Origin of the sequence: Microbacterium sp. NPDC087665, from assembly GCF_044743285.1 — a bacterium.
In the GTDB taxonomy this organism is placed as follows: domain Bacteria; phylum Actinomycetota; class Actinomycetes; order Actinomycetales; family Microbacteriaceae; genus Microbacterium.
Map to the genome: position 1 here is coordinate 570428 of NZ_JBIUWD010000003.1, position 19161 is coordinate 589588.

Annotated in this window: 11 protein-coding genes and 2 tRNA genes; 8 read left to right on the top strand and 5 right to left on the bottom strand. The window is 66.3% G+C overall.

Going from position 1 to position 19161, the window contains the following annotated elements; translation table 11 throughout:
* The first annotated feature begins 93 nt into the window (after positions 1–93).
* The 5 genes from ACIOSY_RS09530 (at position 94) to ACIOSY_RS09550 (ending at position 5802) form a co-directional block, all read left to right on the top strand.
* Positions 94–1470: a cystathionine beta-synthase gene (locus ACIOSY_RS09530; protein WP_400852523.1), complete on the top strand. Its 1377-nt coding sequence runs from the start codon at positions 94–96 to the stop codon at positions 1468–1470.
* 102 nt (positions 1471–1572) lie between these two features.
* Positions 1573–2727, top strand: coding sequence for a cystathionine gamma-synthase (locus ACIOSY_RS09535; RefSeq protein ID WP_400852525.1), 1155 nt, complete (start codon positions 1573–1575; stop codon positions 2725–2727).
* Positions 2728–2873: 146 nt separating this feature from the next.
* Positions 2874–4265 (top strand): multidrug effflux MFS transporter, encoded by a 1392-nt coding sequence (locus ACIOSY_RS09540; RefSeq protein ID WP_400852527.1) that lies wholly within the window; start codon positions 2874–2876, stop codon positions 4263–4265.
* Positions 4266–4539: 274 nt separating this feature from the next.
* Positions 4540–5190: a phosphatase PAP2 family protein gene (locus tag ACIOSY_RS09545; RefSeq protein ID WP_400852529.1), complete on the top strand. Its 651-nt coding sequence runs from the start codon at positions 4540–4542 to the stop codon at positions 5188–5190.
* 9 nt (positions 5191–5199) lie between these two features.
* A complete protein-coding gene (locus ACIOSY_RS09550) occupies positions 5200–5802 on the top strand; it encodes a GNAT family N-acetyltransferase (protein WP_400852531.1) in 603 nt (200 codons plus the stop codon).
* Positions 5803–5863: 61 nt separating this feature from the next.
* On the opposite strand, the gene ACIOSY_RS09555 is transcribed toward ACIOSY_RS09550, so the two are convergent.
* A tRNA-Ser gene (locus ACIOSY_RS09555) sits at positions 5864–5951 on the bottom strand.
* Between the two features lie 141 nt (positions 5952–6092).
* On the opposite strand from ACIOSY_RS09555, the gene ACIOSY_RS09560 reads away from it, so the two are divergent.
* Complete coding sequence (locus tag ACIOSY_RS09560) at positions 6093–12923, top strand: PA14 domain-containing protein (RefSeq protein ID WP_400852533.1); 6831 nt, start codon at positions 6093–6095, stop codon at positions 12921–12923.
* Complete coding sequence (locus ACIOSY_RS09565; RefSeq protein WP_400852535.1) at positions 12911–13354, top strand: hypothetical protein; 444 nt, start codon at positions 12911–12913, stop codon at positions 13352–13354. Before ACIOSY_RS09560 ends, ACIOSY_RS09565 begins: the two co-directional genes overlap by 13 nt.
* Before the next feature lie 187 nt (positions 13355–13541).
* Here ACIOSY_RS09565 and ACIOSY_RS09570 read toward each other — a convergent pair.
* Positions 13542–13629 (bottom strand) — tRNA-Ser (locus ACIOSY_RS09570).
* Positions 13630–13740: 111 nt separating this feature from the next.
* Between ACIOSY_RS09570 and ACIOSY_RS09575 the strand changes: the two genes are divergently transcribed.
* A complete protein-coding gene (locus ACIOSY_RS09575; RefSeq protein ID WP_400852537.1) occupies positions 13741–14631 on the top strand; it encodes a rhodanese-related sulfurtransferase in 891 nt (296 codons plus the stop codon).
* 71 nt (positions 14632–14702) lie between these two features.
* On the opposite strand, the gene ACIOSY_RS09580 is transcribed toward ACIOSY_RS09575, so the two are convergent.
* Genes ACIOSY_RS09580 through ACIOSY_RS09590 form a run of 3 tightly spaced genes read right to left on the bottom strand, consistent with a single transcriptional unit; the run spans position 14703 to position 19145 of the window.
* Complete coding sequence (locus tag ACIOSY_RS09580) at positions 14703–16979, bottom strand: DUF3488 and DUF4129 domain-containing transglutaminase family protein (RefSeq protein ID WP_400852539.1); 2277 nt, start codon at positions 16977–16979, stop codon at positions 14703–14705.
* Positions 16966–18156 carry a DUF58 domain-containing protein gene (locus ACIOSY_RS09585; RefSeq protein WP_400852541.1) on the bottom strand — a complete coding sequence of 397 codons (1191 nt, stop codon included), beginning with the start codon at positions 18154–18156 and terminating at the stop codon, positions 16966–16968. The genes ACIOSY_RS09580 and ACIOSY_RS09585 overlap by 14 nt, the downstream gene beginning before the upstream one ends.
* Positions 18157–18167: 11 nt before the next feature.
* Positions 18168–19145 carry an AAA family ATPase gene (locus ACIOSY_RS09590; RefSeq protein WP_400852543.1) on the bottom strand — a complete coding sequence of 326 codons (978 nt, stop codon included), beginning with the start codon at positions 19143–19145 and terminating at the stop codon, positions 18168–18170.
* Between the last annotated feature and the right edge of the window lie 16 nt (positions 19146–19161).

Below are 19161 nucleotides of genomic sequence, written 5' to 3' on the forward strand. Positions count from 1 at the left end.
CCTGTTCCTGAGCGAGCGGAGCGAGACGAAGGACGACGGATGCCGCGGCGCAACACTTCTGCGCCGCGGCATCCGTCGTTCTACGCTGAGGTCATGAAGTATGCAGACTCGATCGTCGACCTGGTCGGCGACACGCCCCTCGTGAAGCTCCGGCACGTCACCGAGGGCGTGGCGTGCACGGTCCTGGTGAAGCTCGAGTACTTCAACCCCGGCGGGTCGTCGAAGGATCGCATCGCGTCGCGCATCATCGATGCGGCCGAGGCAGCGGGCGATCTGAAGCCGGGTGGCACGATCGTCGAACCCACCAGCGGCAACACCGGTGTGGGCTTGGCCCTGGTCGCGCAGCAGCGCGGCTACGCGTGCGTCTTCGTCGTGCCCGACAAGGTCGGCGATGACAAGATCGACGTGCTGCGCGCCTATGGGGCCGAGGTGGTGGTGACGCCGACGTCGGTGCCCGCCGACAGCCCGGAGTCGTACTACAGCGTCAGTGACCGACTGGCTCGCGAGATCCCCGGGGCGTTCAAACCGAACCAGTACGAGAACCCCAACGGCCCGCGTAGCCACTACGAGACGACCGGTCCCGAGATCTGGCGCGACACCGACGGGCAGGTCACGCACTTCGTGGCGGGCGTCGGCACGGGCGGCACGATCAGCGGCACGGGGCGGTATCTGCGCGAGGTCTCGGACGACCGCGTGCGCATCATCGGCATCGACCCCGAGGGCAGCGTCTACAGCGGGGGCACCGGTCGGCCGTACCTGGTGGAGGGTGTCGGGGAAGACATCTGGCCGGGCTCGTACGACCCGAAGGTGCCGCACGAGATCATCGCGGTCGGCGATGCGGAGTCGTTCGCGATGACCCGTCGGTTGGCGCGCGAAGAGGGCATCCTCGTCGGCGGGTCGAGCGGCATGGCCGTCGTGGGGGCGCTGCGCGCCGCGAAGGATCTTCCGGCGGATGCCGTGATGGTGGTGCTCCTGCCCGACGGCGGGCGCGGATACCTCGGCAAGATCTTCAACGACGGCTGGATGCGGTCCTACGGATTCAGCGAGGTCGAGGACGGAGAGACGGTGGCCGACGTGCTCGCCGCGCGCCCCTCGCGTCAGGGCGCGGGCATCCCCGACCTCGTGCACGCGCACCCCACCGACACGCTGCTCGAGGCGATCGGCATGATGACCGAGTTCGACGTGTCGCAGCTCGTGGTGCTGAGCGCCGAGCCGCCCGTCATGATGGGCGAGGTCGTCGGCACAGTCGACGAGAAGGGGTTGCTCGATCTGCTCTTCCGCGGCGAGGCGCAGCCGGCCGACGCGGTCGGAGCGCACGTGGGGGAGCGGCTGCCGCTCATCGGCATCCATGCCTCGGTCGCCCAGGCGCGCACCGCGCTCGCCGATGCCGATGCCCTGCTGGTGACCGAGGGCGGCAAACCGCACACGGTGCTCACCCGGCAGGATCTGCTGGCCTACCTGTCGAACTGACCCGGCCCTGCCGACCGGCCGCGCTGATCGACGCCGTGGGCGACTGACGCGCGACGTAACAGGATCGGCTGCCCCCTCGGGGCCGGACGTAGGCTGAGGGGCATGTCCGAGCACTCCTTTGCCACCCGAGCCATCCACGCCGGCCAAGAGCCCGACCCGCGGACCGGCGCCATCATCCCGCCGATCTACCAGGCCTCCACGCACGTGCAGGACGGCATCGGCGGATTCCGCGAGGGCTACGAGTACAACCGCGCCGGCAACCCGACGCGCTCCTCGCTGGAGACGCAGATCGCCGCGCTCGAGGGCGGCACCGCCGCGCTGTCGTTCGCCTCGGGCCTGGCCGCCGAAGACGCGCTGCTGCGCGGCATCCTGAAGCCCGGCGACCACGTGCTGCTCGGCAACGACGTCTACGGCGGCACGTACCGTCTGCTCACCCGCGTGTTCGCCTCGTGGGGCGTCGAGACCACGACCGTCGAGCTGGGCGACCCCGACGCGGTCCGCGCCGCGATCCGTCCGGAGACGAAGATCGTCTGGCTCGAGACGCCCAGCAACCCCTTGCTGAAGATCGTCGACATCGCGCAGATCGTCGAGCTCGCGCATGCGGGCGGCGCCATCGTGGTCGTCGACAACACCTTTGCGTCTCCGGCGCTGCAGCAGCCGCTCGCGCTCGGCGCCGATCTGGTCGTGCACTCGACCACCAAGTACCTCGGCGGGCACTCCGACGTGCTCGGCGGATCGGTCGTGTTCCGTGACGACCGCTTCTTCGAAGCCGTGAAGTTCCAGCAGTTCGCCGTGGGTGCCGTCTCCGCGCCGCTCGACGCCTGGTTGACGACCCGCGGCATCAAGACCCTCGCGGTACGGATGCGTCAGCACACCGAGAACGCACAGGCGATCGCCGAGTGGGCTGAGGCCCGCCCTGAGTTCGAGCGCGTGTACTACCCGGGACTCGCATCGCATCCGGGCCACGAGATCGCGGCACGCCAGATGAGCGGATTCGGCGGGATGCTGTCGTTCGGTCTCGCGGCAGGACCCGCCGCTGCGCGCGCCTTCGCCGAGTCGACGAGCATCTTCCAGCTCGCGGAATCGCTCGGCGGCGTCGAGTCGCTGATCGGCTACCCGCCCGAGATGACGCATGCGTCGGTGCGAGGCACCGAGCTGGCCGTGCCGGAGAACGTCGTCCGCCTCTCGGTCGGCATCGAGGACATCGGCGACCTCCTCGCCGACCTCGAACAGGGTCTCGGTCGCATCAGCGCCTGAAGCAGCCCCACCTGCGGTGGGAGATCGGAAACGCACGTCTGGGAAGTATCCGGACGTGCGTTTCCCCTGCGCGGGTGCGGGCGGCCTGTAGGATGGGAGGCTGAATCGAATCGATTCGACCTTCCTCCTCGCACCGAAAGGCCGTTGTGCCCGACGCCCCTCGCACCGATTCCCTCCCGACGCAGCACGCGCACACGCCGACCGATGGTGCTCTTCCCGAGCGCACGGCGACCGGCAGCATCCGTCTGCCCTCGACGGCCACCGGAGCGATCCGCACCCTCGGGGCCAACCCCGCCACCGCGCCCATCATGCTGCACCCGGGCGATTCGATCTCGAACCGCCGCCGGGTGCTCTACATCATCCTGCTCGGGGCGCTCACCGCTCTCGGCCCGTTCACGATCGACCTGTACCTGCCGGCGTTCCCCGTGCTGGAAGAGGACTTCCAGACCACGGCGGCCGCGATCCAGCTCACGCTGACGGGCACCATGATCGGCTTCGCCGTCGGTCAACTGCTGGTCGGACCGCTCAGCGACAAGATCGGCCGCCGCCTTCCGCTCATCATCGTGACCGCGCTGCACGTTCTCGCGAGCGTGGCCGCGGCCTTCGCCCCCAGCCTCGAGCTGCTCAGCGGTGCGCGCGTTCTGATGGGCATGGGAGCTGCGGCGGGTGGCGTGGTCGCCATGGCGATCGTGCGCGATCTGTTCGGCGGGCGCCGCCTCGTCGTGATGCTCTCGCGCCTGGCTCTCGTCTCGGGTGTCGCGCCCGTGATCGCGCCGCTCATCGGCTCGTGGCTGCTGACCTTCATGCCGTGGCAGGGCATCTTCATCGTGCTCGCGATCTACGGGGTCGTGATGCTGCTGTCGACGGTGATCTTCATCCCCGAGACGCTGCCCGCTGCCCGTCGTCAGGAGCGTGGCGGCGCCACGGTGCTGCAGCGCTACCGCTCGGTGCTCTCCGACCGCGTGTTCCTCGGCGTGCTCGTCATCGGCGGCATGACCTTCTCGGGCCTGTTCTCGTACCTGTCGGCGTCGCCGTTCCTGTTCCAGCAGACGCATGGGCTCGACCCGCAGCAGTACGGACTTCTCTTCGCCGTGAACTCGCTCGGCGTCGTCGTCGGCGTGCAGACCGCTTCGCGCCTGGCCACCCGCTTCGGCCCCCAGTGGGTGCTCGCGTACTCGACCGCGGTGCTTCTGCTCGCCGGGACCGCGATCGTCGTCACCGACCAGCTCGGCCTCGGGCTCTGGGGCACGGTCATCCCGCTCTTCGTGTTCATGACGGCGTGCGGCTTCACGTTCCCCAACGTGCAGGTGCTCGCGCTCGACCGCCACGGCAAGGCCGCCGGCACCGCCGCGTCGATCCTCGGAGCGACGAACTTCGGTGTCGCGGGCCTCATCTCGCCGATCGTCGGGTGGATCTCGAAGGACGCCGGCATCACCGCCACGACCATGGCCTCGGTCATGGTCGGATGCGCCGTGATCGGCATCCTCTCGCTCTGGCTGATCGTGCGCCCGCGCACCGTCGGCCTGCTCGCCCCCTGATTCTCGCCGTCCTTCGGGAGGGGATCTCGCCATCATTCGGGAGGGGATCGGCGTTCGGGAGGATGCATCTCTCGAAAGCGTCCTCCCGAATGCCGATCTCCTCCCGAACGACGAGTCCTGAACGACGAGTCTTGAACGACGAGTCTTGAACGACGAGTCTTGAACGACGAGTCCTGAACGACGAGTCCTGAACGACGAGTCCTGAACGATGAGAGGCGGCGACTTGGCGGGCCGGTTGCCCGGCTTCTCAGGCATGTTCCGTCAGACTGGGCCGATGAACAGACGCGTGCTGCTGTGGTCGGGTGTTGGATGCGTCGCCCTGACGTTCGCGTTGGGAGCCCTGCTCACGCTCGGCTTCGCGCACCCGTTCGCGCTGGATGCCTGGTGGAACGAAGCGGTCTCGGGGTTCCGCACCGAAGAATTGATCGCCTTCGCGCACGCGATGGACAGGGTCGGCGGGGGATGGGTCGCGGTCTATCTCGTGCCGGTGCTCGTGATCGTGGCGTTCGTCGTGGCGCGTCGCTGGCGGTCGGGCCTGTTCGCGGCGCTGTGCTTCCTGGCCAGCGCCGGGGCCGTGCAGCTGCTGAAGCACCTGTTCGGGCGCGCCCGCCCCGAGGACATGCTGGTGCTCAGCGACTACGGCTCGTTCCCCTCGGGGCACACCGCGAATGCCGCCACGCTCGCGTTCGTCTTCGCCGTGCTGTTCCCGAGCGTCTGGATCCGCATCGCCGGTGCGCTGTGGATCGTGCTGATGGCGCTCTCGCGCACCTTCCTTTCGGTGCACTGGGCCACCGACACCATCGGCGGGGCGCTGCTCGGCGCAGGGGTGGTGCTGCTGCTGGCGGCCTGGCTGCTGCCGTGGGTGCGGCGACCCGGCGCGGTCGAAGAGGCCGCCGATAGTCTGGACGACACCGCCACTCACTGAGGAGTCTTCGTGTCGAGCATCCGCCCTTACCGTCCGTCCGACCGTGCGTCGCTGTTCGAGGTGTGCGTGCGCACCGCCGACGCCGGAGAAGATGCCACCGGCGTCTTCTCGGACGACGAGCTCTGGGGCCTGCTGTTCGCGGTTCCGTACGTCGAGCGGCACCCCGACCTCGCCTGGGTCGTCGAGACCGACGACGAGCGGGTGATCGGCTACATCGTGGCGACCGATGACACGGATGCTTTCGAGGCATGGTTCCGCGATGAGTGGTGGCCGCAGTTCGCCGACCGTTTCCCTGCGGTGGAGGAGCCCGAGACCCGCCAGGAGAAGATGCTCGCCTACGCGTACGGGCGTCGCCCCGGCGCTCAGTCGAACACGGCGGAGTACCCCGCCCACCTGCACATCGATCTGCTCCCCGAGACGCAGGGCCAGGGACTGGGGCGCGAACTCATGCGCACCCTGTTCGACGAGCTCACGCGCCGCGGCGTGAAGGGCCTGCACCTGGGCATGGACCCCGCAAACACGGGAGCCGCCGCGTTCTACGAGCGCCTCGGCATGACCCCGCTGCCCAGCGCCCCGGGCGGGCAGAGCTACGGCGTGACCCTCGGGGGCTGAAAGGCTCAACCCGCACGAACAGAAAGGGCCCCGCACGAATGCGGGGCCCTTCTTCGTCATCTGGCGGTGACGGCGGGATTCGAACCCGCGGTTGCTTGCACAACACACGCTTTCCAAGCGTGCTCCTTCGGCCGCTCGGACACGTCACCAGGGAACCGCGGTTCGCGTGCCTCTGGGTTTGCTGTTGAGCAGTCATACTTCGAGCAGATACTTGCGAGACCAAGGAATTGTCCGCTATGAGTTAGCTGTGCGGCAAAAAGTCCGCGACTCCTTCGAGAGGAACCGCGGTTATGCGCCGACTCCCTGCTGCCGGTTTGGCTTGTCTTCTTGTTGGCGTGCTTGCACTAATCACTCCCGAGACCCCTGCGTTGGGTGACGTTCTTGTCAAGTCCGGGAACGCGGTGCCAGCGGTACAGACGGATACCCGAGACATTCCGGGCGTTGGTGAGCTGACAGCCGAAGACATCGCGAGATTGGGCGGTGAGCAGCAGTCGCCGGCAGAGGCGGCGCCGGAGATGCCTTCGGGTGATTTCTCCGAGCTTCTCGCCGACGCGGAGCGTTTCACAGCCCCAAGCAGGAACTCCCGGCTAGCTTTCTGGACTCCCGCAAAGGAATCCGATGATCTGAGCCTTGCTGAACGCGCCGAGGACCTCCCCGTTGTTGAGCGTGACGCGTTTACGACGACGTATGAGACTGAGTCCGGGTCGTTCATCAGCAAGCAGTCCGCGGAGCAATTGAATGTGCTCGACCGCGAGGGCGAGTGGCAGGAGATCTCTACGGACCTCGCCAAAGGTGCCTCAGGCTGGTCGGTAGATGCGCACCCCTTGTCACCTTCTTTCGCACCGAAGGCGGATGCGGCACAAGGTCTCACTGTCACGTCAGGTGATCACGAGGTCACCTTCGCGCTCGAACGCGCGGCGTCGGTAGGTGCAAAAGCACTTTCCTCGGATGACGCGGCGGATGGTGTTCAGGACGTTCTCCGATATGAGAACGTGACCCCCGGGGTTGATCTTGAGTTCGAGGTCGAGACGAGCGGGGTGAAAGAGACACTCGTCGTCTCGGCGGAACCGCGCGCGGCAGCCTCGTGGAGCTGGAAGATCGATGTCGGCGAACTGACGCCTGTGCTGAGCGAAGACGGAATGCTCGAGCTGAAAGATACAGCCGGGGCCGTGGCGATGCATGTCCCGGGGCCGGTAGCCTGGGATTCGTCTGGCGTCGAGGGCGAACGCTCCGATGCACTGATGAACCCGAAGGTGCGGATCGAACACCTCGAAGGAACTGAGTGGCGATACACCATCTCCGTCAGTGGTGCATGGTTGAAAGACCCTGAGCGCGTGTACCCGGTGTATGTAGATCCGACGATTAACGTCGGTCCTTGGTACACAAAGTCCTTTAAGTCCGATGGTTCCGTTTTTGCAGGACAGGCGCACATCGGAAACACGCGTCAGAACAACACGAACTCAATCTGGCGAACCTTCACGTCGTTCAACATCGCTCCGACAGCGTGGCACTTCATCGGCGCCTCGGAAGTGGGAATCGGCTTCACCGGCGAAGGAACACCGACAGCTCAGCCCGGCGGAGTCTGGTCCGGCACTGATCAGTGCTTCAACTGCATCAGCCAACAACTGTCACCATTCACTGTCGGGGCGACTGACACATGGGCATCCAGCGAGGCCATCTCGCGTAGCACAGTCGAGCACCTCGGGTACGGCCATACCCAGCAGAGCCTGTTCATCACGGGCAACGAGACAGCCGTCTACAGCCACAAGCGAGTCAATACAGCTCTGTTCGTCGAGTACTGGTTCTTTCCCTCGGTGAGTCAAGTGGCCCCGGCCAACGGGGTCACAGCCCAGACCTTGACTCCGACCTTGTCAGTGACGGGTGCCACATACTCCCCGCATGCGCCGGGGCTGGGGTACTCGTTCACCGTGTCACCGAATGCAGACATGAGCGCACCCGTCTGGTCGTCGGGGTGGACGACCGCGACGCAAGCCACCGTTCCTGAAAACAAGCTCCTGCCAGGCGTGACGTACTACTGGCAAGGCAAGATCCGTGATGGGCATTCAGGTTGGGCCGGCCAATCCACGGAGGTCGCGACCGGGGTGCGGTCGTTGACGACCCAAGTGCCACCACCCACTCCGCCGGAAGCGACCGCGACACCCGGCAATGCGTCTGGAGCGCCCGAGACGATCGTGACACTGACACCGACGCTGCAGGTGGATGCCGTGACCGATCCGGACAACATCCCAGCGGGCGCCGAGGTGAAGTACGAGTTCAAGATCGCAACTGGCTCGGACGCCAAATCCGGGGCGGTGTTCACTTCCGGGCTGCTCTCCGCGGACCCCGACGGCAAAGTCAGATGGACCGTCCCCGAGGGAACACTGCGCGACGGCAACATTTACTCCTGGATCGTGCAACCCACCGACGGGGTCGGGAAAAACACCACGCCCGCCTGGGTCAAGCGCATCAAGGTTGACATGCGCCTCGGCTCGTCCGGCCCGTCACCGTTCGACTCGACTGGCCCCGTCGCTGTCAACCTCGCGAACGGCAATGCGAACCTGTCGTTTTCTTCGCCATTGATCAATACGCTCGGCGGGCCTATGGGGATGTCGTTCAGCTACAACTCCCTCGCGGCCGGAGTGTCCACGAAGGGACTGGTCGGCTCTTACTACGATGCACGTGACGGGCTTGGCAACCCACCTACGTCCGCGGCGGGATACTCCTCCACTGGGAAGACTCCGGTGATGGTCCGCACCGACTCGGCCGCATCGTTTGACTGGGGGTTTGAAGCCCCGGGGCCCGCGTTGGCGAACGATCACTATCTCGCGCAGTGGGCCGGGTTCATCCGCGTTCCGCACGCATCCTCCCAGTGGCGTTTCGGTGTGCGCAGCGATGATGGTATCCGTCTTTGGGTCGACAACACTCGGATCGTCGACAGGTGGGCTGGAGGCTCTGGCAACGTCGAATGGTCTGCAAATCAGAACGTCTCGACTGCCGAGGTACAACTCCTGCTGGAGTACTACGAAGCAACGGGGGCTGCGTACGTCGAACTCTGGGCAGACGACCTCGCGGACTCGGCGGGGCCCGTGATCGTCCCTCCGTCCTGGTTTACAACCAAACGCACCACCATCGCCGAGGGCTGGACTTCGTCGACCCCGATCGCGGGCGATGCGACGGCGTGGGCGAAAGCCGCGATCGAACCTCAGGCAGTGATTCTCACGGACACGACTGGCGGCTCACACACCTATTCGCGAACGTCCAACGGTGGTTACACGCCGCCCGCGGGTGAGTATGGCGTGGTCTCCCTCGACATCACCGGGCGAGTGGTCTTCACAGACGAAAGCGGCACTGTATATCAGTTCGCCGCGAATGGGTCAGTCGAGTCTGCCACCTCCGCCGCTGACGGAAGAAAGCCTGCTGCCCCGGTGACAATCTATAACTCGGACGGCACAGTCAAAGAAATCGTCGATCCTCTGTCGAGAGATGGCGCAACCTATCTTCGCAAGATCTCATTCGTCTACCAGAATGCGACGCAGTCGCTTTGTCCGACGTTGCCTCCTGCAAATGCCCAGGCGCCGGTTGGCGTCCTTTGCAAGATCGTCTACCCTGCCCTCTCGGCAACGAACGCACCGGTGACGAACTTGTATTACTCGGGTGCGCAATTGTGGATGATTGAAGACCCTGGTGCGGAACGCACGCTCTTCCGCTACAACGCTGACGGCCTTCTCGAATCGATTCAGGACTCCGCAGCAAGTGACTACCTCCTCTCCGCCGCTGACCCGCCGTCGGCATCCCAGGTGGACACGCGGATAGCCTACGGTGACGGTCGCGTGAGTTCTGTAACCTTGCCCTCCACACGGGACGCAGTGCCACGGGCGAAGAAGAACTTTGAGTACGACATCCCGGGGCGAGAGAGTTGGGTTGCGCTAGACGGGGTCGCGGGTTCTGCGACCTCTGTCGCATACGACTCCGCGTGGCGTCAGGTCTCCGCGACGAGCCCGATGGGCGCCACCGTGACCCAACAGTGGCATCCCTCGAAGGATCTCGTCCTATCTGCGGTTAATTCGCTTGGGCAAAAGACAACGACAATCTATGATCCCGCGACTGACCGGGCGACCGACTCGTACGGCCCTGCGCCAGACTCTTGCTTCCAGGCGGATGGCAGACCGATAGTCAACCCCGAGCTTGCTGGCGAGTGTGGCATACTTCCCGCCCACACATCCACATCGTATGACGACGAATTCCACGGACTACAGGCGACGTATTATTCAAACCCGCACCTGGCAGGAAAGCCAGCGCTCATTGACTTGGGGGTCGGAGGGGTGAGCGGAACCGTAGATCGCGACTGGGCGGGCGCTGCTCCGGGCGCGGGAATTCCAGCCGACAACTGGTCGTTGCGTCTAACTGGTCTGGTCACTTTTCCAGAAACTGGACAGTACACTTTCGGTACCTTTAGTGACGACGGCGCGCGAATCTGGGTGGGGGATACCCTCATTGTCGACAAATGGGAAGGAGGCGGTGCAGAGCGTTACGGCGCCCCTATCACTGTCGAGGCCGGGGATAGTCGCCGCATTAGGATCGAGTACCGTGACGACACGTGGGGTGCATCGCTGCAACTCAAATGGCGGACACCGTCGTCGGCGACAGTCGGAGCGATGGTCCCTGGTGCGGTGCTGCGTCCCGACTACGGCCTCGTCACACGGACGACGAGCGATGACTCGACGGGTGCGTCTGGAGCGGTTGCGCCATCGATGACTACCTCCGTCTCATATCAGCACCCATGGCTGGGTCAGGCAACCGCGTCAACCGTTGATCCGGAAGGATTTGCTCTTAGGACTACTTCGACCTTTGAACAGCCTGGTGCGACCGGGTGGCTCCGTCGTCTCACTCGTACCCTCCCAGCGGGAGGTGCCCCAGGAGCCCCGGATACAGCCAAGACGACGGTGGCTTATTTCGGCGATCTTGAGGTGGCGCCGGCTGTGTGCGGGATCCCATCGGGGACGGGTCAGTTCGGCCTGCCGAGGTCCACCACCGGCCCCGCTCCGGCAGCGAACAACGCGATCACGTCGGAATACGCCTACGATTCCTGGGGTCGCACGATCGGCACACGAACAAGTGGAGACACTGCCTGGTCTTGCGTGAGTTATGACAGCCGCGGCTCGGTGGCGTCGACGACTTCCGCGGGCGGAGCCGGGACTGCAGCGATTTCGACGACGACGGAGCGTACAACTCGTGCGGCTGAGAGCGGAGGGTATGAGGTCACGACCTCAGGTGTGGCAGTGTCGGGGTCACCAAATGGGTCGAAAGTAACCAACACCACCGACCTTCTCGGGCGAACGGTGAGCTATGTCGACGTCTTCGACACGGTGACTACACCGACGTATGATCCCGCCACAGGTCGAGTTGTCCAGATCTTGACCACCCCTGCTGGCGGTAGCTCGTCGGTGACCGCGTATACGTACGACCTCGACGGTAAAGTGCTGACCGTTACTGTGGACGATCAGGAGCTCGCCTCGGTGACGTACGACCCTCTGCAACGTTTGCAACAGATCGTGTATGCGGACGGGTCCGAGCTAACCGGCGTTGGTCGCGACCAAGCGCAGAGGTTGTTGTCGCAGACGTGGTCGGTCGCGGGTCAAGTTGTGACCGACAACGTGGTGCGGTCGCAAACGGGACGAGTAGTGCAGCAATTCAGTTCGACGGCTGGTACTTCGCATTCCTCGACGTATGCCTATGACACGGCCGGGAGGTTGGTGTCGGCGACGATTCCAGGCCATCAGCTGTCCTATGATTTTGACGCCTCCAACCAATGCGGAGTGAATACGGCAGCGGGAAATTCGGGCAATAGGACCGGTCTCACCGACGTGTGGACGGCGCCGGGGGAGATGCCAGTATCGACGGAAACGTCTTACTGCTACGACTGGGCTGATCGCCTCACATCGTCAACGGTTACGGGGCCTCCCTCGGGTGCGACAAGCATCGCTGATGGTATACCCGCCGCGAATCTTACTTATAATGCGCGGGGCAGCATCACACGGCTAGACGACATGACCTTCCAATACGATGCGGCGAACCAGCATATTGGTACGACGTACGCTGATGGGAGCACCCTGCAGATTGAGCGAGATGCTACGGGGAGGATAGTAACGCGTACGACCGACCCGGCAGGCTCAGTCGTTGCCTCCGTAGTGAAGTACCTCTATTCTTCGGACGGAGACGTGCAATGGGGACAAAAAGACAGCGCAGGTCTGACGCGTAGCCTCGAGCTTCCTGGTGGAGTGTCCAGGACGGACCAGGCCGGATCCGTAACGTGGTCTTTCCCGGGGTTGGGGGGTCACGCGCTGATTTCTCGGAGTGGTTCCACAACCGGCAGTTTGTTGCTCTGGGAACCGTTTGGTCAGGCAGTCGATCCGGTCACCTTTGCTATCGGCGTTACGAGCGCGGAGGACGCCACGCAGGTTGCGGGCAACACGTTATGGCATCAAGGAGCGCTCAAACAGGCGGAGTCGGTTGGCTCGACGCTTCTGGTCGAGATGGGCGCAAGGTTGTACGTACCTGCGCTAGGTCGATTTGTTCAGGTCGATCCGGTGGAGGGCGGCGGCGCAAATGACTATTCCTGGCCAAGCGATCCAATCAATGGGCATGATCTAACCGGCAAAGAATGGTGGCAGGACGCCGCTAAATGGATCACAGATAGTCCAGTCGGCAACGCGGTCACATTTGCATGTGGTTTCGTGCCGGGAGCAATCGGTGCCGCTTGCGGCGTGATTGAGACAGCTGCTTACCTCGTGCAAGGGCGCGTAGGCGAGGCAACCGTGTCTGCTGCCGCCGCAGCAGCCAGCTTTATCGGAGGCGGTGCTGCCGTTCGTACTCTGAATGTGGCTGCGGCCGGTTCCATAGCTAATCGGACGGCGCACGTGGGTGTTGCAGCGGCGAGACCGCACAGAGCGACGATTCGGGCAGTTACCCAGCAGGTTCGTTCAAATAACCTGTGGTTGGGCACGGCGCTCGGAAACGTCACGGCAGGCGCCGCGAGCTACGTCCTCAAGCCTCTCGCTGCCCCGTGGCGCGTGAATTGGGGCAGGACTTTCAAAGCAGTTGGTAGATCATGGAAAAAGTGAAGGGTTCTGCGACAGGGGCTCGCACGGGCAGCATTCTCTGGGGTGCTGCGGCGAGTAGCTTGTTCCTCGCTCTCAGCTGGGGATCGGTCTTCTGGTGGATCGGACTACCTGTTTACGGGGTTGCGGTGGCAGCCTGCGTCCGTTCGGTGTTCCTTGGCGTGTGGGTCGGACCGGGTGAGGTGGTCGTATCTTCGTGGTTTCGCACGTACCGCTTTGTCGAGGGCGACGTCTCGGCCGTCGAAAAGGAGCTCTACTACGGTGTGGGCGGAGTGGGCGTCGGCTGGCTGCCCTTCTTCGGTACCGTGCGCATGATCGAGGTTGAGCTCACCACGGGCAAACACCTCGCTCTGCCCTCCACGATCGGCCGTCGCAACAGTGTCTTGCGGCTTGCGCGACGAATGCGCACGGCTCTTGGCTTGAAAGCTCGTTGATTTTGCGGGTAGCGCAAAGGCTTGAGCTGCAATCGTGCTCATCGTGGTCTCGTCTGGTGGTCTCAGAGAACTCCCGAGAAACCCGACGACGAGGAGCTTGGGGGCGATCTTTGGGGCTGTAGGCCGGCTGCCATCCCCTCAACGAACAGAAGGGCCCCGCACGAATGCGGGGCCCTTCTTCGTCATCTGGCGGTGACGGCGGGATTCGAACCCGCGGTTGCTTGCACAACACACGCTTTCCAAGCGTGCTCCTTCGGCCGCTCGGACACGTCACCAGGGAACAACCTGTCCATCCTATCCGATGCGGGTCGTGCTCCGTGACGCGACGATCCTGGCCGGACCGCCGCGCGGCGCGGGTGCTCCTGTGGACGACGTAAAATTCCTAGGTGGCAACCCCGAAGATCGTCCTGTTCTACGCCTTCACCCCGCTCGCCGATCCCGAGGCGATCCGTGTGTGGCAGCGCGATATCGGCGACGCCCTCGGATTGCGTGGCCGGCTCATCATCTCGGCCGATGGCGTCAACGGCACGCTGGGCGGCGACCTGCCCGCGCTGAAGAAGTGGGCGCGATCGTTCCGCTCCTACGCGCCGTTCAAGGACGCCGACATCAAGTGGAGCGAGGGCACCGGTCTCGACGGCGACGGGCTCAGCCTCGATTTCCCGAAGCTCAGCGTCAAGGTGCGCGACGAGATCGTGTCGTTCGGAGCGCCCGGTGAGCTGCAGGTCGACGAGAGCGGCGTCGTCGGCGGGGGCACCCGACTGAGCCCCGAAGAGCTGCACGCGCTCGTCGACGAGCGCGGAGACGACGTCGTGTTCTTCGACGGGCGCAACGCCCTCGAAGCGCAGATCGGCCGATTCCGCGGTGCGGTCGTACCCGACACCGAGACCACGCGCGACTTCGTGCGCCTGCTCGACTCCGGCGCCTACGACGACCTCAAGGGCAAGCCGGTCGTGACGTACTGCACCGGCGGCATCCGCTGCGAGGTGCTGTCGAGCCTCATGACCTCGCGCGGGTTCGGCGAGGTGTATCAGCTCGAGGGCGGGATCGTCCGCTACGGCGAGAAGTACGGCGACGACGGTCTGTGGGACGGATCGCTCTACGTCTTCGACAAGCGGGGCTCCGTCGACTTCTCCGACCACACGGCGGTCATCGGCGAGTGCGTCGGATGCGGTGCGCCCACCAAGCGCACGGCCAACTGCCCCGATCTCTCGTGCCGCACCCAGTTCGTGGTGTGCGAGAACTGCGACGCGGTGGCCTGCGTCGAGCACGCCGCCTGACGCTCACCGCGTCGGACATTAGGCCGAGGCGCCCCATCATGCCGAGGCGCCCATCAGGCCGAGGCGCTCCATCAGGCCGAGGCCACGACCTCCGGTCGGCGCGCGAGGAACAACGACCGCGGCAGCAGGAGCGCGCGCAGGCGCGCGGGGCGATCGACGCTCTGACGCAGCGCACGAAGAACGTCTGTGAGAGCAGCAGCGAGGTCATCGGCACCCGCACCGCTGCGCGCATAGGTCGCCCGTTCGACCGCGGTCGTCAGCCGACCGATCGCCGCGGCATCGACCGATCGCTCGCGCACCAGGGTCGCCGCACGCACGCGGGGAGTGTCGGCATCCGACACCGGCAGCCCGAGGTCGACCAGCGTCTCGTGCACCTCGGTCCACGCGGCACCGGCGTCACCGTGGCGGGCACGATCCATGCGCCGCGCCCGCACGAGCCGGCGGATCAGCGCGGGAAGGAGCAGCAGCACGACGACTCCGAGAGCCACGAGCAGCACCGGCGTCGGATCGACCTGGCGCAGCGTGCCCGCAGCGCCGCTGTTGTCGCCGGCATCGGGGCGCTCGGCCTGCGGCGCCGTCGTCTGCTCGGTCTGCGGTGCGGTCGTCTGTTCCGGCGTCGACGGATCGCCGGTCGTGCCGCCCGCCACGGTTTCTGCCCGGAACCCGGTCGGGACGCCGAGCGAGGCGGTCGGCTCGAAGGGCACCCATCCGATGCCGGGGAACAGCACCTCGGGCCAGGAATGCAGGCGATCGCTCGTGACGGAGAAGATCGATTCGTCGCCGCGCTTCTCCTGCGTCATCGAGCCGGGCAGGTAGCCGACCACGATGCGCGTCTGCATGCCCAGGCTCTCGGCCATCAACGCGAAGGCGCCGGCGAAGTGCACGCAATACCCCGAGCGCACCTCGAGGAAACGCGCCACCGCCTCGGCGCCGGTGCCATCGAAGCCCTCGTCGACCGGGGTGTCGAGCGAATACGTGAACTCGTTGCGGAACCACGACTGCAGGGCGATCAGGCGGTCGTAGTCGGTCGACTCCGCCCCGGTGACCTCGACCGCGAGATCGCCGACGATGGAGGGGATCTCGACGGGCTCCTCATCGGGGTCGGTCTCGGGCTGCGCGGCATCGACCGCGCGGATCTGTTCGAGCGTGGGGTTCACGCGCAGAGACGAGACGGTGTAGTCGGCACCCACGGCATCCGCACTGCGCGAGACGAGCGTGCGGTTCTCGGGCATCACCCGCCAGGCGCGAGGAACGCCCTGGATGCTGGTGGCCGGATACGGCACCGGCAACCAGGCGCTCGACATGCGCAGGATGCGCACCGAGGTGGTGGTCTCGGTCGTGGTGATGTCGTCGCCCCAATCGGGGTCGCCGAATCCCTCGGTCTGCGACTGCAGGCCGCCGCGGTCGGGCTCCCACACCTGGCCGTTGAAGTGCGAGAGCGTGGTGAGCCGCAGATACGGGGCGGTCTCGGCCTTCGTGGCGACGGTGAGCACCTCGACGGGATTCGGCTGGCGCAGGTCATCGCCGAGGCGCAGCGATGCATCGACCGCGATGCCGGCGCCGGTGCCGGTGAGTCCGGCTGCGAGCGGAAGCCCGGGAGCGATCGCGAGCGTCGTGACCACGGCGGCGACGCCGATCCCGGCCGCGAGCGTCGTCGATGAGCGCAGCGGGGAGAGCGGATGCCGACGCGACGCCGACCGGAACAGCAGCAGTGTCACGATCGCGAGCAGCACGAACCACACCAGGTTCGCATCTCCCAGGGTGATGATCATCGGCACGGCACCGACGATGCCCGTCAGCACTGCGGGGAGAACGGCGGCGCGGTGCACGACGAGCTGGTCGAGCAGGATCGCCACGAGCGCGAATCCGAAGCCCATGGTGGCAGCGAGTCCCGACGTGGCCGCGAGGGGAGCGGCGCCGTACGCGACCTCCTGCCAGGCGGATGCCGTGAGCGACGCGAACACCTCGACTGTGACGGGTGTCGGGAAGATCCCGAAGAAGGCGGTGTCACCCGCGACGAGCTGCACGAGCACGGCCGTGGTGACGACGAGCTGTGCGGCGAGGGCGACGACATCGCTGACCCACTCCGCCCGGCGCCGCAGCAGCGCACGCGCCGCCATGCTGCTGAGGGCGACGGCGAGGATCATCCCGATGACCGTGAACGACCAGGCGCCGGGTTCGATCACCGACGTGAACGGCCACATCGCGACGAAGCCCGCGACGGCCGCCAGCACCGCGGGAGCGACGATCTTGGGTGGGACGGTCTCGTCGCGGTGCCAGGTGATCGGCGTCGAGGCACCGCTGCCCCGGGCGCCCCGCGTGCGCCGAGGCTGCTCAGAGCGGAACATGACCGACCCCGATCCGCTCGGGCAGCGCCTGTTCCCAGGCTGCGGTGATGTCGTCACCGAGCGTCGCCACCGACCAGCCGTTGCGTTCGGCCGAGGCGATGGCCCCGGGCTCGGGGTGGGTGGTCAGGAGCATCGCGGCCGCGGCACCGGAGGGGCGCAGGCGCGAGGCGTCGTCTTCGTCGAGGTGGCCGGTGACGTACACGAGCGGACCGGGCGGCGTGCCGCCGATCAGGGTCGCGACGTCGCGGGCGTCTCCGCGCGGCGAGATCAGTGCCAGGGCGACGAGCAGGCCGTCGCGGTCGTCTTCGTGTCCGCGGAGCGTGCCGAGCAGCATCCCGGCGCTGTCGATCACGTCGACGCCGTAGCCCTCTTCCGACAGGTGGATCGCCGCGGACGCGCACATCGACACCGCCGCCTCGAAGGCGTCATCGGCATCGTCGTGGGCGGCGGCCCAGTGGGCCCCGCTGCGGTCGAGCACCACGACGGCGTCGGGGCTCGACTCCTCCTCTTCCTGCCGCACCATCAGGTGCCCGCGGTGCGCGGTCGCGCGCCAATGGATGCGCCGCATCGAGTCGCCCGGGTTGTACAGGCGCGGCGACAGGTTGTCGGCGCCCTGACCGAGTCGGGTCGACGAGGTGTGCGCGGTGCCGCCCGCAGCACCCACCCGCACGGCGAGCGGGGCGAGGGCGAGCACCTCGGGAACCACCGTCACGGTGCGCGTCTCGCCGAACTCTTGCTCGCGCTGCGCGAGGCCGAAGGGATCGACCGTGCGCAGGATCAGGGGCCCGATGGGCCAGACCCCGCGGCGCACCCCGGTGATCCGATAGCTCAGCTGCCCCGTCTCGGACGGATACTCTCCACCGGAGTCGCCGCTCACGGCGTCGGGCAGCACGTCGTGCCAGAGGGCGTGGGGGATGCGCAGGGAACGCAGCGCGAACCTCACGGTGACGCGGGAGGTCTCCGACACCGTGAGCAGGTCGGTGGAGATCTGGCGTGTGACCGAGCCCGAACGCCGCGGCACCCGCACCATCACCGCCGAGAAAGCGGTGAGCAGAGCCAGCAGCAGGCCGATGTACAGCAGGATCGGGGAGGCGACCAGATTGGCGCCGATCACGCAGCACAGGGCCGCGACGAGCGCGCCCGCTCCGCGCGGGGTGAGGAATCGGCGGCGACGCATGCGCGCGGGCCTCAGACGCGGCTCGCCACGGGAACGCGCACGCGCTCGACGATCTGCGCGAGGGCCGCCTCGACGGGCTGAGCCCCGGCACGATGCGCACCGCGTGCGGGCAGCAGTCGGTGCGCGAAGACCGGGATCAGCAGGGCCGTGACGTCATCGGGGATCACGAAGTCGCGTCCGTCGAGCGCCGCCCAGACCTTCGCGGCGCGGATGAGCTGCAGGGTGGCCCGCGGGCTCGCTCCGAGGTGCAGGTTCGGGTCGGACCGCGTCGCCTGCGCGAGGGCCACGGTGTACTCCTCGAGCGCCGGGGCGACGTGCACGGAACGCGCCCAGGTGATGAGCTGGCTGATCGAGCCGGCGTCCGCGACGGCGGATACGGCCGACAGCGGGTTCACGGTGTCGCGCTGGCGGAGCATGAGGGCTTCGGCCGCGGCATCCGGATACCCCATCGAGATGCGCATCATGAACCGGTCGCGCTGCGCTTCGGGGAGCGCGTAGGTGCCCTCCATCTCGAGCGGGTTCTGGGTGGCGACGACGAGGAACGGCTCGGGGAGCGGATGCGTCGCCCCGTCGACCGTGACCTGTCGCTCCTCCATCGCCTCGAGCAGTGCCGACTGCGTCTTGGGCGAGGACCGGTTGATCTCATCGGCGATGACGATGTGCGCGAAGATCGCGCCGCGCTTGAACTCGAACTCCCGATCGACCGGGTTGTACACCGAGACTCCGGTGACGTCGCCGGGCAGCAGGTCGGGCGTGAACTGGATGCGGCGCACGGTGGCGTCGACGCTGGCGGCGAGGGCCCGGGCGAGCATCGTCTTGCCGACGCCCGGAACATCTTCGATGAGCAGGTGGCCCTCAGCGAGGAGGCAGATCAGCGCGCTGCGCACAGCATCCGGCTTCCCGTCGATCACCGCTCCGACCGACGCGAGGATCGCGGAGGTCTGGGCGGCGAACTGGTCGGCCGTGATCTGGGGGGAGGTGTGTGACATGCGTTCCCTCTCGCGT

Excerpts from the sequence above, each read along its gene's own strand:
- ACIOSY_RS09590 (WP_400852543.1), bottom strand. The coding sequence starts at position 19,145 with ATGTCACACACCTCCCCCCAGATCACGGCCGACCAGTTCGCCGCCCAG.
- ACIOSY_RS09535 (WP_400852525.1), top strand. The coding sequence starts at position 1,573 with ATGTCCGAGCACTCCTTTGCCACCCGAGCCATCCACGCCGGCCAAGAG.
- ACIOSY_RS09530 (WP_400852523.1), top strand. The coding sequence starts at position 94 with ATGAAGTATGCAGACTCGATCGTCGACCTGGTCGGCGACACGCCCCTC.
- ACIOSY_RS09545 (WP_400852529.1), top strand. The coding sequence starts at position 4,540 with ATGAACAGACGCGTGCTGCTGTGGTCGGGTGTTGGATGCGTCGCCCTG.
- ACIOSY_RS09585 (WP_400852541.1), bottom strand. The coding sequence starts at position 18,156 with ATGCGTCGCCGCCGATTCCTCACCCCGCGCGGAGCGGGCGCGCTCGTC.
- ACIOSY_RS09580 (WP_400852539.1), bottom strand. The coding sequence starts at position 16,979 with ATGTTCCGCTCTGAGCAGCCTCGGCGCACGCGGGGCGCCCGGGGCAGC.
- ACIOSY_RS09565 (WP_400852535.1), top strand. The coding sequence starts at position 12,911 with ATGGAAAAAGTGAAGGGTTCTGCGACAGGGGCTCGCACGGGCAGCATT.
- ACIOSY_RS09560 (WP_400852533.1), top strand. The coding sequence starts at position 6,093 with ATGCGCCGACTCCCTGCTGCCGGTTTGGCTTGTCTTCTTGTTGGCGTG.